The 14,476-nt window shown below is 41.7% G+C and carries 10 protein-coding genes; 4 read left to right on the forward strand and 6 right to left on the reverse strand.

What is annotated here, in order from left to right:
• Window positions 1-29: 29 nt before the first annotated feature.
• Window positions 30-1,244: a sodium/glutamate symporter gene (gene gltS / locus AB204_RS13635; RefSeq protein WP_047963915.1), complete on the reverse strand. Its 1,215-nt coding sequence runs from the start codon at window positions 1,242-1,244 to the stop codon at window positions 30-32.
• Between the two features lie 242 nt (window positions 1,245-1,486).
• Between gltS and AB204_RS13640 the strand changes: the two genes are divergently transcribed.
• Both AB204_RS13640 and AB204_RS13645 read left to right on the forward strand, forming a co-directional pair.
• Window positions 1,487-2,887, forward strand: a complete 1,401-nt coding sequence (locus AB204_RS13640; RefSeq protein WP_047963916.1) for a uracil-xanthine permease family protein — start codon at window positions 1,487-1,489, stop codon at window positions 2,885-2,887.
• A 205-nt stretch (window positions 2,888-3,092) separates the two neighbouring features.
• Window positions 3,093-4,913 (forward strand): translocation/assembly module TamB domain-containing protein, encoded by a 1,821-nt coding sequence (locus AB204_RS13645; protein WP_047963917.1) that lies wholly within the window; start codon window positions 3,093-3,095, stop codon window positions 4,911-4,913.
• Here AB204_RS13645 and fabY read toward each other — a convergent pair.
• The 4 genes from fabY to typA form a co-directional block, all read right to left on the reverse strand.
• Window positions 4,903-5,820: a fatty acid biosynthesis protein FabY gene (gene fabY, locus AB204_RS13650; protein ID WP_047963918.1), complete on the reverse strand. Its 918-nt coding sequence runs from the start codon at window positions 5,818-5,820 to the stop codon at window positions 4,903-4,905. The genes AB204_RS13645 and fabY overlap by 11 nt on opposite strands.
• Window positions 5,821-5,946: 126 nt before the next feature.
• Complete coding sequence (gene dtd, locus AB204_RS13655; RefSeq protein ID WP_047963919.1) at window positions 5,947-6,384, reverse strand: D-aminoacyl-tRNA deacylase; 438 nt, start codon at window positions 6,382-6,384, stop codon at window positions 5,947-5,949.
• 75 nt (window positions 6,385-6,459) lie between these two features.
• Window positions 6,460-7,077 (reverse strand): glucose-1-phosphatase, encoded by a 618-nt coding sequence (gene yihX / locus AB204_RS13660; protein ID WP_047963920.1) that lies wholly within the window; start codon window positions 7,075-7,077, stop codon window positions 6,460-6,462.
• 271 nt (window positions 7,078-7,348) lie between these two features.
• The gene (gene typA / locus AB204_RS13665) at window positions 7,349-9,172 is read right to left on the reverse strand and encodes a ribosome-dependent GTPase TypA (RefSeq protein WP_047963921.1); all 1,824 of its coding nucleotides are present in this window, start codon (window positions 9,170-9,172) and stop codon (window positions 7,349-7,351) included.
• Between the two features lie 615 nt (window positions 9,173-9,787).
• On the opposite strand from typA, the gene AB204_RS22820 reads away from it, so the two are divergent.
• Window positions 9,788-9,940, forward strand: a complete 153-nt coding sequence (locus AB204_RS22820) for a hypothetical protein (protein ID WP_161796570.1) — start codon at window positions 9,788-9,790, stop codon at window positions 9,938-9,940.
• Window positions 9,941-10,116: 176 nt separating this feature from the next.
• Window positions 10,117-12,243 (forward strand): inverse autotransporter beta domain-containing protein, encoded by a 2,127-nt coding sequence (locus AB204_RS20880; protein WP_053067911.1) that lies wholly within the window; start codon window positions 10,117-10,119, stop codon window positions 12,241-12,243.
• An 815-nt stretch (window positions 12,244-13,058) separates the two neighbouring features.
• Here AB204_RS20880 and AB204_RS13675 read toward each other — a convergent pair.
• Window positions 13,059-14,279: a hypothetical protein gene (locus tag AB204_RS13675; protein ID WP_047963922.1), complete on the reverse strand. Its 1,221-nt coding sequence runs from the start codon at window positions 14,277-14,279 to the stop codon at window positions 13,059-13,061.
• Window positions 14,280-14,476: the final 197 nt, after the last annotated feature.

The raw sequence follows: 14,476 nt of genomic DNA on the forward strand, positions 1-14,476 counted from the left end.
ATATCAGGCCATATCACAAGCGTGTCAAATTAACCTGCAACAGATGGGAACACCGGTAACAACAGATACAGTTTGATGACAGCAGCATTAACGATATCAATAAAGAATGCCCCTGCCATCGGCACAAGCAAGAATGCCACATGTGATGGCCCAAAGCGGTCAGTAATCGCCTGCATATTCGCGATAGCCGTTGGCGTTGCGCCCAGACCAAAACCACAATGACCCGCTGACAATATTGCTGCATCATAATTTTTGCCCATCACACGATAAGTGACGAAAACAGCATACAAAGCCATCACAACTGTCTGTACAACGAGAATGATCAGCATCGGTAGCGCAAGGGAAGCCAACTGCCACAATTTCAGGCTCATTAGCGCCATTGCAAGGAACAGTGACAGACTAACATTACCCAATACTGAAACCGCCCGGTCAAATACCCGATAAAAACCAAGCCAAGACAGGCCATTACTGAGAATAACCCCAACAAACAATACACATACAAATGTCGGCAATTCAAAGGCCGTGCCTTGCAATTGCTTTTCAATGAAACTGCCTGCCAATAAGCAAATGGAAATCATGGCAATGGTTTCCACCATCACTAATGGCGTGATAAGCCGGCCCGTATAGGGTTTCTCAAACGCAGTCGGAAGCTCTGTATCTTCTGTACTCAAACCCGGCGTTTTGGTATTTCTCACCAGAAAACGAGCAACCGGGCCACCGATCAAACCGCCCAAAACCAGGCCGAATGTGGCACAGGCCATAGCGACTTCAGTAGCATTTTCAAAACCGTAACGTTCAGTGAAGACTTTACCCCACGCCGCCCCCGTTCCGTGACCGCCAGAGAGTGTAATAGACCCCGCCAGCAACCCCATGAGCGGGTCAAGACCAAGCATTTTCGCCAATACGATACCTACCGTGTTTTGTACCAATAACAGGCCAACAATCACGCAGATAAAAAGGAGCAAAAGTTTTCCGCCCGCTCTCAGGCTGGCAAGGTTAGCGTTCAAGCCGATTGTGGCAAAGAACGTCAACATAAGGGGCTCTTGGAGTGATAAATCAAAACCGACTTCCCAACCCGTGGTTTGTTTAATCGCCAGTAATACTAAAGCGACCAATAACCCACCTGCGACAGGTTCAGGGATTGTATATTTCTCAAGGAATGAGACTGATTGTACGAGTTTTCTTCCTAGTAACAAAACAAGTGTGGCAGCAACGAGCGTGCCATAAACATCCAGATGATACATTTATGTACCCCATCTATTGTTAAAATTATGTGAACTTAATGTGACGTTATAATCATCCTATAAAAACGCCAAGAGCAGGTAAGGGTTGGATTAGAAAGAAAATTATTAATAAACACAAGTTAAAATATTTAAAAATGTGACGAAATTAAGCCGTATCTCACAATGAAAACTTTAGGCAAACGATTGCTTTCATAGTGAAGATCATTAAAATGCGTTTCTTTGTCCCTCTGGAATTTCACTACATGGTCAATTTAACCCGTGAAGCCAACCCATCAGAAGTTCCCAACAATTCGGCTCTCAACACGTCAGATAATGAGCTGCTCTATCGCCTTGAGGATAAGCCTCCTCTCCCGCATGCCTTATTTGCGGCATGCCAACATTTGCTGGCGATGTTTGTCGCGGTTATCACTCCAGCGATATTGATTTGTCAGGCACTTGGGCTTCCTGAACAGGATACGCAGCGCATCATCAGTATGTCCCTGTTTGCCTCAGGTTTAGCATCACTTATTCAAATTCGCTCTTGGGGACCAATTGGTTCTGGTTTGCTTTCAATTCAGGGAACCAGTTTTAACTTTGTTGCCCCACTTATCATGGGCGGCATGGCGCTGAAAAACGGAGGGGCGGATATCCCAACGATGATGGCAACCCTGTTCGGTACATTGATGGTTGCTTCAATGACCGAAGTTCTGCTATCCCGTGTACTCCATCTGGCAAGAAGGATCATTACACCGCTGGTATCCGGTATTGTGGTAATGATTATCGGCTTGTCTCTGATCCAAGTCGGATTGACCTCAATTGGCGGCGGTTACTCTGCCATTCAAAACGGCACATTTGGAGCCGCCGGGAATCTGCTGTTAGCAGGTATTGTCCTTGCCGTTATCGTACTGCTGAATCGCCAGCGTAACCCTTACCTACGCGTCGCGTCTCTGGTTATTGCCATGACCATAGGCTATCTGGCGGCCTGGTACATGGATATGCTACCTCTTTCGAAATCAACGGCAGATACATCAATCGTGACAGTTCCTTCACCACTCTACTATGGTCTGTCTTTTGACTGGAATCTGCTGATCCCACTTATTCTGATTTTTATGGTGACGTCACTGGAAACCATTGGCGATATCACGGCAACGTCGGATGTCTCAGAGCAACCCGTCAGTGGCCCGCTATACATGAAACGCATCAAGGGAGGCGTGTTGGCGAATGGCCTCAACTCAATGGTTTCTGCGGTCTTCAACACGTTTCCAAATTCCTGCTTTGGTCAGAATAATGGCGTGATCCAGCTCACTGGTGTTGCCAGCCGCCATGTCGGTTACATTATTGCGTCCATGTTGATTCTGCTGGGATTGTTCCCTTCGGTGGCAGGTTTTGTGCAACATATCCCCGAACCTGTCTTGGGAGGAGCGACGATTGTTATGTTTGGCACCATCGCAGCCTCTGGTGTCAGAATCGTTTCCCGTGAGCCACTGAATCGCCGGGCGATTATGATCATCGCATTGTCACTGGCTGTAGGTTTAGGCGTCTCTCAACAACCGTTGATTTTGCAGTTTGCCCCCGATTGGGTGAAGAACTTGCTCTCTTCGGGTATTGCGGCAGGTGGCCTGACCGCCATTTTGCTGAACCTGATTTTTCCTCAAGAAAAATAACCGGTAGGTTTGGATGCTTGTTGTGTCCCTCCCGCTGTAATAGCGGGAGTTTTTTTGCACTCATTTTGCGTAGTTATTCGCAATATCTTTACTCACTTACCCAAAAGTACACCAAATCATATTTTTATCAGTGTCAGCTATTGAGTGCCTATCCATTTTACGGCATAAAAGGATTTCGATTAGGAGGCCATGCTGAGGTGCATTCATGAAGTGGTTAGGGAAATTTTTTGTCACACTTATATTGTTGCTGATTTTAGCAATGATAGTTATCTATGTTGTTATTCAAACCCACTGGGGAGCTAAACAGTTAAGTCAATGGCTCAGTAAGCAAGGACATTATCAAATCAGCATTGCGGGCATCAGCCATAGTTGGCTGCAACCTGCCACCCTGACGTTAAGCCATGCGGATATCAGGGATAAGCAAAGCCCCTTTTCACTCAGTGCCAAAACCATCAACCTTGATTTTAAATGGCAGGATCTGCTGACACCCCAGAGTCTTCATCGTCTGACACTGCAACAAGGAACCCTGATACTATTATCAGGAAGACCACCAGAAAAACCATCAGGAAACCAATTTCCTCTTCCTTTCTCCTTACAAGCTGATATTTTGCAACTGAACCAGATGAATGTTCAGTTAAACAATCCGAATACTGACATTCAAGGAAAAAATATTACCGGTGGCATTACGCCTTGGGTTCCTACTGTGGAAAACCCGTTTGGTAACGGGAAATATCAATTCAGCGCCTCTGAAATCCGCTTAAATGATATTCCTGTTGAAAATGTCATTATGCAAGGCAGTTATCAGGATAAGACCCTGACTGTCGATGCGTTTGGCGCAACATTTCTACAGGGCGCCATTTCTGGTGATGGTCAGCGGTTGCCGGACGGCAGTTGGAAATTGAACAATATCCTCATCAGCGATATTCGCTGGCAATCGCCGATGGCACTGAGCACATTGAAGGAAAAAATCAGCCATCTTCCCGCTATTTACGTTAAAGACCTCAATATCACCAATGCCAAGATGCAAGGCTCAAACTGGTCAGCCGATTATTTAGATGGCACCATCAAAAATTTGGGGCTGGTTAATGGCAGTTGGGATGCTGAAGATGGATTGATTGATTTTAATGCGATGAACATGGCATTCAATAATGCACAGTTCAGCGACACGCTCGGGAAGCTCCGCTTTTCTGATGATATTTTTACCATTGCTCACCTGACAACCCATTATCAAAAGGGATTATTTAATATCCAGTCCCAATGGGATCGCAAAAACCGCCAACTGACTATCAAGGATAGCTCTGTAACCGGGTTACTTTATATCCTGCCAGAGGGATGGCTCAACAATTTCAAAAAAACCGCACCAGAATGGATTTCAGGACTGCAATTAAATGACATTACCATCAATAATACTCTGCTGATTGATGGCAATCCCGGTTTTCCGTTCCAATTAACCACCCTTTCAGGCCATATTGATAAGATGGATATTTTGAAAAATGGCAACTGGGGATTGTGGAGTGGTAAGGCCTATCTGCAAGCCACTGGAGGAACATTCAACAAAATTGAGCTTGCACGCCCTTATCTGCAACTGCACGCTACAGATGGCAAGGTAACTATTGATAAATTAGATGCCTTCACAGGTGATGGGCTGCTAAAAATAACCGGAACCGTTGAACAACAACCTTCCCAAATCCCTTTTAATCTCAATTTCACAGGAATGAATGCGGATCTGAATATCCTGCCACAATGGGGTTGGATACCGCTCAATATTCAAGGAGAAGGAAATTTCTCACTGGCGATTACTGGTGACCTCTCTGCTGATGATATTAAAGGAACAATCCATGGCACATTGAATGCCGAAAATAAATCATCAGGCAAAGAGACACAGTCTATTGAGCAAGGTTTGATTTCAACGAATCGCTGTACCCCGACAGCACATTCCCCTGTAGAAAGCCCGGATGCTGAACACGCTACAGCAGACAATCACCCTGCAATGGAGAGTCAAGTCTGCGCTAAAATCAAGCTGTAGCAAAACGTTCGGGTGGCATAACAATATAAGTGCCGGTGAATACGCTACCAACACCGTGTTCACCGCTAACCTGCACTTCCAGTGTTACACGCGCTTTATTGCCCCGGGCAAGGCGGGCCAGATCACCACTCATGTTATTAAAATCCGCACTTGCACTGGGGCGCCCGGTAATCGGCTGTCGGTAGCGCATATTAGCATCCACTAAAATGATGTCTCCACCCAGTTGACGCTCCTGTAACAACAACCAAATCAACCCCCATGCCGTTAACGTGGCCTGTGAAAACAAACTGCCGGCGAAAATAGTGTGGTGCGGGTTTTGGTTTCCGGCTTCAGGCATCGTTGTGATAAAACGCTGCCCTGTATATTGAGTGATACGAAGCCCCATCTTTTCACTCAGGGGAATATGCTTATGCCATGCTTGTTGCAATTCTGCGCACCAGTCAGGGCGATGCAAGATATCATCAAGGCTCACGATAGGTTTGATCATGAGAAAATGGTTAATCGGTGCTGCCTTGGCACCATTGATCAGGCCCCGGTTTTGAAAACCCAATTTATCGAAGAAATCAACGGCATCTTCCCGTGCGCTACAAACAACCCGTTTCACCCCTTCCTGTCTGGCTACAGATTCCAAAGCCATCGCAATCAGTGTACCCAGTCCTTTCCGCTGAACATGGGGATGTACAGCCAGAAAACGGATAGCCCCTTCATTATCCGCATTGATATATAAGCGCCCAACAGCAAGCGGACTACCCTGTTCATCCACCACCATTTGATGATGAGCCATAGAATCGTAACCATCTTTCTCTGAACCAATAGGCTGATGGAGCGGCTTACGCAGCATCTCCCAACGAAATTGGTAGTAGGTTTCCAACTCTTGTTCTGTTTGAGGTACTCTCAGGTGGTACATAGAAACAGCCCCTTATCTTGTGTGTTGTCATGTATAATCAGGGAAACGTATGCAGCACACCGTGGGTTATTAGCGTAATTTATTGTATTGTTGTAAAAATCAATCCATTGAAATATTCCACCCACTTCACACTTGCAACCAGAAAGTTACCGGCCCGTCATTTGTCAAACTGACTTTCATGTCTGCAGCAAATTCCCCCATTTCTGTTTTTACACCAGTTATACGGCACTGTTCAACAAAATAGCGATAAAGTTCATCTGCTTTTTTAGGTTCAGCACCACCAGAAAAACCTGGCCTTAAGCCTTTCTGGGTATCCGCAGCCAATGTAAATTGGGACACAACCAGCAAGCTGCCTTGAACTTGCTGAACATTCAGATTCATTTTTCCCTGCTCATCACTGAATACCCGATATCCCATTATTTTTTCGCATAATCGCTGGGCTTTTTGCGGGTTATCGTCTTTTTCAACGCCCAGTAACACCAGTAATCCCGGTCCAATTTCCCCAATAGTTTCACCTTCAACAACAACCTTTGCCTGTGTTACACGCTGAATTAGTCCGATCATTTTTCTTGCCTGTTATCCTTGCCCTTATTGGGCAAGGAGGTGGAGGAAAACATCTCCCGCAATCAGCGAAAGATATTAAGTGTCTATGGGAAGTGAGAAATCATGCCTTTTAAAATAATCAGGAACTATATTCCTGTCAGTCACATGAATTGCATTGATACCTGATTTTCTCGCAGCTTCAACGTTTTCAAAAACATCATCAAAGAATACCGCTTGCTCTGCCGTCACATCCTCAGTTTCCAGCACATATTTAAAAATATCAGGATTCGGTTTACGCATACCTAAATCTTGAGATAAATAAAGGAAATCCGTTGATGCTGCAATCTCTGGGTACTGCACAGGCCAGTAATTAAAATGCAGACGATTTGTATTTGACAGTACAACCACACGATGCTCTTGAGCACGCAATTTATTCATTAATTCAATGACTTCTTGCCTGACACTAATAAAAACCGCATTCCAGCCTTCCTCAAACTGTTCAAAACTGAGCGAAACTTCCATTTCATCGCACATCATTTCTGCAAATTGCCTGTCACTGATTTGCCCACTCTCATGTTTTTCAAAGAGTTCACCTAATGAAAATTTCGGTGTCAGTGTTGCCAGTGGCGTTCCGCTCAAATTACTCCAGACAGCCAGAACTCTTTTAAAATCAATATCAATAATCACATTACCCATATCGAAAATATACAGCATAACCCCTCCTGACTGATTCTTATTGTTTGGTACTTTTATCATAATTTTGTTAAGAAAAAAGGTGAGCAGACAAAAAATAAGCAAATTACTTTTTGCTGAAGGGTTGTTGAATTTAATGAGTCGCTATCGAAGCCCTGACTCGCTGTACAGACGGATTTATCAGAAATGGATAGCAGAGATGATGCTGTGGGATATTATAAAGAACTCAGGGTGCCGAAGCACCCTAAGCTATTCGCATTCAATCAGTCACACGCAATGTGTCGCCAAGAAATTAAACTTCTTTGCTACGACTTGCGCGACGGCGATCGTTTTCAGTCAAATGACGCTTACGCAGACGAATTGACTGCGGAGTGACTTCAACCAGTTCGTCGTCATCGATAAACTCCAACGCCTGCTCCAACGTTTTCTTGATGTGCGGAGTCAGGGTTGTCGCTTCATCCGTACCAGAAGCACGCATGTTAGTCAGCTTTTTACCGGTCAGACAGTTAACGGTCAGGTCATTAGAGCGCGAGTGAATACCGATGATTTGGCCTTCATAAACTTCTGTACCGTGGCCGAGGAACAATTTACCGCGCTCTTGCAGGCTATACAGCGCATACGCAACTGCTTTACCCTGTCCATTGGCAATCAGTACACCATTCTGGCGGCGGCCAATCTCACCCGGGCGGATGTCGTCGTAGTGGCTGAATGTTGCGTACAGCAGACCTGTACCGGAAGTCATGGTCATGAATTCAGTACGGAAGCCAATCAGACCACGGCTTGGGATCACATAATCCAGACGAACACGGCCTTTGCCATCTGGCAACATGTCACGCATTTCGCCTTTACGCTCACCCAGTGCCTGCATCACGTCACCCTGATGCTGTTCTTCGATGTCCAGAGTTACCTGCTCAAAAGGTTCCTGCTTACGGCCATCAATTTCACGGAAAATAACTTTTGGACGAGAAACTCCCAGTTCAAAACCTTCACGACGCATATTCTCAATCAGAACAGACAGGTGCAATTCACCACGGCCTGATACACGGAATGCATCTGGATCTTCAGTTTCTTCAACACGCAGTGCAACGTTATGAACCAGCTCTTTTCTCAGACGATCAAGGATCTGACGTGAAGTTACGTACTTACCTTCGCGACCACAGAACGGTGAAGTGTTCACACAGAAATACATGCTTACGGTAGGCTCATCAACCGCCAGTGCTGGCAATGCTTCAACCACATTGACTTCACACAGGGTATCGGAGATGTTCAGATCACCCAGACCAGTAATCGCGATGATATCACCCGCTTCCGCTTTATCAGACTCAATGCGGTCCAGTCCCAGATGGCTGAAAACTTTACCGACTTTACCGTTACGAGTTTTACCTTCGCTGTCGATGAGGGTGATGTTTTGGTTTGGTTTTACCGTACCGCGTTTGATACGACCAATACCGATAACACCGACATAATTGTTGTAATCCAGCTGAGAAATTTGCATCTGGAATGGGCCATCAAGATCAACCTTAGGTGGTTCTACGTGCTCAACGATTGCTTGATACAGCGGAGTCATATCTTCAGCCATATCAGTATGCTCGTTACCCGCAACACCCATCAACGCAGAAGCATAAATGATTGGGAAATCCAGTTGTTCATCTGTTGCACCGAGGTTCACGAACAGGTCGAATACTTGATCCACAACCCAATCAGGACGTGCGCCAGGACGGTCAACTTTATTGATAACCACGATAGGCTTCAGACCATGAGCAAAGGCTTTCTGGGTTACGAAGCGAGTCTGTGGCATTGGGCCATCCATCGCATCAACCAGCAGCAGAACACTGTCTACCATTGACATTACACGCTCAACCTCACCACCAAAGTCGGCGTGGCCTGGGGTATCTACGATATTGATGCGATAATCATTCCATTTAATAGCAGTGTTTTTTGCAAGGATAGTGATACCACGTTCTTTTTCCAGATCGTTGGAATCCATCACGCGCTCAGTAGTTGCAGCACGCTCACCGAAAGTACCGGACTGTTGCAGAAGTTTATCAACCAGCGTGGTTTTACCATGGTCGACGTGAGCGATGATGGCGATATTTCTTAAGTTATTAATTGACAAGTATTTTTACCGTTTTTACTATTTACAAGGAATATTACATGGATGCAGCGTGGCAGTACGCCGCAGCATTCATCTAACACAATATGCTGCTATTTTACACGTTATAGCTACAGAGTGAAATAAATGTGAGATGTATCACTTTGGGGACTTGCCTGTAAAGAAGATGAATCTGATGGATAAACCTGCCTGACAGCCTGGTTAACGTGTTCTGCTCTCATTAGTTACTCATGATATTAGTATCATATATTTGTATTATTTTGTCTTCGTGCTGTTTGATTTTTACTTATCACGATAAATAATGAGAGAGAACTTAATGATTATTCTTTCAGGTTATCACCTGAATCCCAAACGAAGGTGACAATAAAAACAAATAACAATAATTTCATCTGCATTCTGTGACAATTAAATAAAATCAATCGAATTATAGAGTGAAAAATAAAGAAAACCATATAGAGGCTACGGTTCTTAATGTAAGATTAACATAAAATTAAAGTGAATAATAGTGATAGCTTACTTTCATTGGTCGTTCGATATTTTCTTATTTACATTAAGATAGCTTACTCCAGAAGCATCATTTTATTAAAAAATTATTAATAAGATACGGATTAAGTTATCATGAATGAAAATATTAGACTTGCAGCTCCTGTTTTACCTCAATCCAATAATCAGGTTTTGGATAAATCATTATTTCAAGGACAAGATATCAGAGTCCGCATATCCATAGCCTTCCCTGCTAGTTTCGAAGCAGAAGATAAAATCACCGAATAAAAATTAGTTATCAGTTGATAACTATATTTCATGATAGAGATGGAAATATTTCCTAATCTAGGTAATCAGGAGGATAGTCTCATTTTTCATTAGGCAACCATGAGATATATTGGGATAAAAATGGGTCTATTAGCAACACTAAATTACATTTTTATAACTTTTTGAGGTACTTATATATGTTATCATATATTAGTAAAATCATTGGTTTTTTTGTTCTTCTTTATACATTACTGATACCTTCCACAATAACGAATGCCTTTGCAGAGGGTAATGTAATAACAGGGAAAACAAATAATCAGAAAGAGAGTGCAGGGCTTCTGGTTAAGGAATCAGGTAAAAAATTTTTAAACTCAACGACCAATGAAGAAAACGATTCACAAAAAAAACTTGATACCTCAGAAGGTAATGCACCTAATGTGATTACCCAAAATATCCAAGCTACCGGTAACATTCTATCATCGTCTCCTTCAACATTAGCGGAACAGGCGAAATCCTATGCCTTGGGTAAATTTAACAACACTGTATCTTCCGAAGCTCAAAAATGGTTATCACAGTTTGGTACTGCCAGAATTAACTTTGGATTGGACAAAAAAGGAAGTCTGGAAAATAACTCATTCGATCTATTAATACCGCTTTATGACAACAAAACAGACTGGTTGTTTTTCTCTCAGTTAGGTTATCGTCACAAAGATAGCCGCAATACAATTAATGCAGGGTTCGGGGGACGTTATTTTTATCAGAACTGGATGTATGGACTAAACACTTTTTACGATCATGACGTTACCGGAAAAAACCAGCGTTTGGGGTTGGGAGGAGAAATTTGGAGTGATTACATTAAACTCTCTGCTAATACTTACTATCGCCTGAGCGACTGGCAGAAATCGCGGGATTTCAAAGATCACCATGAACGCCCTGCTAATGGTTATGATATTAACGGAGAGTTTTTCCTTCCCACCTACCCTAATCTGGGGGCTAAACTGTCTTATGAACAATATTTTGGTGATAACGTGACCTTATTCAACCGTGATACCAAACAGAAAAACCCTGTTCTTGCGAAAGTTGGCTTAAATTATACCCCGATCCCACTTGTGACAATGGGAGTGGATTATAAACAGGGAGAAAGTGGTCATACAGAAACGCAATTTTTGGCGAATTTGAACTATAAACTGGGCGTTCCTCTTGATGTGCAATTATCACCAGAAAATGTGGCTTCAATGCGCACATTGGCAGGAAGCCGTTATGATCTGGTAGAAAGAAATAATAATATTGTTCTTGATCAACAGAAAATATCAGACTCACAACTGTCTTTACCTGAAAAACTCATCGGGTATAGCCAGGAATATAAAAATATTACGGCAACGTTATCTTCTAATCCCGCAGTCAAACATATTCATTGGGATGTAAGTGAAGGATTTAAAGAAAATGGTGGATTGATTCCAACTAAGGCTGGGGAATCTATTCAGATCACACTCCCTAGGTATTCCTCTAATCAAAACAACAACTATCAAATTTCTGCCATTGCTGAATTGGAAAATAACCGAAAATTAGCGCCGGTTCAGATGAATGTGGTCGTCAGGCCCTTTATGGTGAAAAAGCGGGAAGAAGCCAACTTCACACCAACAGGGCCATTACCAGATACGGGTAATAAAGAAGACGGATATACTTTTAATCCGGTCATTACCTTTGATACGGAAAATGGTGCTCCAATAAAAAACGTCACAATTAATGATGTTAAGTGGATAACAGATCCTCCAATAGGTTCAAATTCGGGACTGCAATTTATTGATTGGGGGAACCCAACTTCTATTGAAGTTGATGAAAATGGACAGTTCAAACACAAACTTGTCTTAGCCAGTTCTAAGATACAAAAAGATGTCAAAGTTTACCTGCAAATGGATGGGCAACCTCAGCAATTGGTGGGACAGGTCAGTTTTAATGACAAGCCTGCAAATTATCATGTGGAAATAGTTAAAGTTGATCCACCTCATGGAACACAGAATCCGAAAGATCCTAAAGCACACTACAAATACACTGCGGTTGTTCTGGATAGCAATAAAAATCCTTTGCCAAACACGATAATTCCTAATGTGAAATGGTCTAGCGATAGCGAAGGTGTTTTTGAAGGAGTCAAGTTGCACGCACAAAATGGCGATGTCCGAACGGATGACGAAGGAAAATTGAAAGCTACCTTGACGAGCACGGTTTCTGTAACAGATGTGTGGGTTTCACTCGCCATTGGAGAGCATATACCTGTTTATGCACTGCGCGAAGTTAGCTTTATTGATCCTGATGATCCTCAATGACAGAGATATTAAGGTCGCTTTTGACGGGGCTCCAGCGGCAGGTGAGGGCCCCTCACCAACAAGGCTGTTATTAAGTATCGCAACGGCCCTGTAAAGAAGCAGCCAATTCCCCAGATACAATGGAAGATAAAACAACCTCATCCACATGATGGGAGATAATCAAAATCATTGTACCTATACCGCTACGATTGTTCAGAAAGGTGGCAAGCTAACAAAAACTACTTGATGAATGTAAAAATCATCTCCCCAGCAGGTAATGCTGTTCGGTTAAAGTATTTTATAACGGGCAAGATATTTTTCTGATATATAAGGCACTGAAGCTACGAGCGTTCAGTGCCTTATCTTTTTTGGTAAGATAAACATCTTTATATTTTCTCTCATCTTCTTCAATTTGAGTTGTAGAATTATAAACTGAGTTGATGGACATATTTCTCAACAATCCCATCACCAGAACTAACCAAGCAGCTTGTTGTGCAGGGAGACACCACTGGCAAATGCTCGCTGTAGATGTGGAAATAAAGCCATTTTAAATTCAAATGATCTATTTCACGTCTGAAGGCGTCGATATCAAAGTCCAGTGTATCAATAATAAATCCAACATATTATTAGGATATAAAATAATCCAGAAAATGCAAAATTCTCTGGATTATGTCAAAGATACAGAGTTGTGAAAAATGCCTTAGTCGAACAGCATTATATTTAATTCCCCGTCTTGTATAAACGATGCAAGGAGAATATGTTTTTCATTTTCTTTGGTTATGCTGATCGCGTTGATAAACTTCGTAATCGTATAAATCAATCATTCAAAGTTATCATCAGTCATCGTCAATATCAGTCTCAATGCTTGCTGACCAGATTTCTCCATACTGATCATTACCATCATAAAACTTATAGTCAAAATAAATATTACCTAATCCTCCATCTTGATATGATTTAACATTAATAATATCATCAAGTGGAACATGAATAACAGCAGCCACTTTATTATTAGTTTCTAAAGGTTGTTCTTTTATTTTTCCATGATAACTTTTAATATAACTTTTATTTGTTGAATTAAGATACATATTTACAGTGACAGGGATATTTAGTGGCACTTTATCTTTTTCTTTTCCGGGGTCTTTAGTACCTAATATTTCAATATACAACCCTGCCTTTGGTGCATTAGGATATTGCCTTATTGCAGTATAATTAATCTCACTGCCGTTTGGCAGTATGGCACCTCCATCAACGCCAAGACTAGTGTATACGATGCATGTAGCATAATTTCTTTCTACTTTTGGATCTGGTTTATATATTACGCCGCCTTGATAAGTTAAAGGTAATGAAACAGATTTTGCTTCTAGAGCATCGCCAGAATCCCTGACAATCACATAAAAGAAATTTGAATATACATTTTTCTTGAAAATGTCATAGGGTAATTTAGTAAAGGTACTTGTATTATCTTTGTGATCTACTCGAGTAAAATATTTTGTATATTCTCCATTTACAAAAAATAATATATAATCTCTAAACATTGATCCATAGGGTGGAATTTCAACATCAAATTCACTAGGCCCGTCTGATTCTAAATATTCACCAAAAAAATTAATTATCTCCGGCATGTCAAATTTAGTTTCCATATTATCCAAAGAATTATTTACAATAAATATTGTATGTTTAGCAGGCATTTTTTTTGTTGAACCGATTATATTGGAATATAAATTGAGAACAACAGGAAGAGCTTTATTTGGATGAATAAAAAATAAGACATTACCATGCTCATCGGTTTTTATAGAAAACCCTTCTATGCCACCTTGGAGAGTAGGGTGAATTTCTTGATTTTGATCTGGGCCATAAATCTTTACTCTTTCAAAATTATTTGAAGCAGAATCAGATACAAATATGGAAATATTACGTAAAGGATTACCATAAATGTCTACTACACGTGCAGTAACCGTAATTTTTTTTCTATTCACACTATCAGTAGATGAATTAGAAATAGTCAAAAATGGAAAATCCATATCTAATTTTAATGATTCTAAGTTTATATTATTCATTTAATAGACCTTTTTAATGTGATGATTAATCTAAAAATCAATAAGATATAGAAATACATATTATGTATTTCTATATTATTCTGGCAAGGTGTTAATTGAACTTCCCCAAACTTTCCCGTAATGTTTTTCACCGCCAATATTAAAATAATAATCAAAATAAATAGTTCCATCTCCTCCAGAAAGATATGGTCCGATAC

Source organism: Xenorhabdus khoisanae, from assembly GCF_001037465.1.
Taxonomy (GTDB): domain Bacteria; phylum Pseudomonadota; class Gammaproteobacteria; order Enterobacterales; family Enterobacteriaceae; genus Xenorhabdus; species Xenorhabdus khoisanae.

Coding starts and splice junctions, on each gene's coding strand:
- yihX (WP_047963920.1), bottom strand. CDS start 7,077: ATGCTGTATATTTTCGATATGGGTAATGTGATTATTGATATTGATTTT.
- gltS (WP_047963915.1), bottom strand. CDS start 1,244: ATGTATCATCTGGATGTTTATGGCACGCTCGTTGCTGCCACACTTGTT.
- dtd (WP_047963919.1), bottom strand. CDS start 6,384: ATGATCGGACTAATTCAGCGTGTAACACAGGCAAAGGTTGTTGTTGAA.
- AB204_RS13640 (WP_047963916.1), top strand. CDS start 1,487: ATGGTCAATTTAACCCGTGAAGCCAACCCATCAGAAGTTCCCAACAAT.
- AB204_RS20880 (WP_053067911.1), top strand. CDS start 10,117: ATGTTATCATATATTAGTAAAATCATTGGTTTTTTTGTTCTTCTTTAT.
- AB204_RS13675 (WP_047963922.1), bottom strand. CDS start 14,279: ATGAATAATATAAACTTAGAATCATTAAAATTAGATATGGATTTTCCA.
- fabY (WP_047963918.1), bottom strand. CDS start 5,820: ATGTACCACCTGAGAGTACCTCAAACAGAACAAGAGTTGGAAACCTAC.
- AB204_RS22820 (WP_161796570.1), top strand. CDS start 9,788: ATGAATGAAAATATTAGACTTGCAGCTCCTGTTTTACCTCAATCCAAT.
- AB204_RS13645 (WP_047963917.1), top strand. CDS start 3,093: ATGAAGTGGTTAGGGAAATTTTTTGTCACACTTATATTGTTGCTGATT.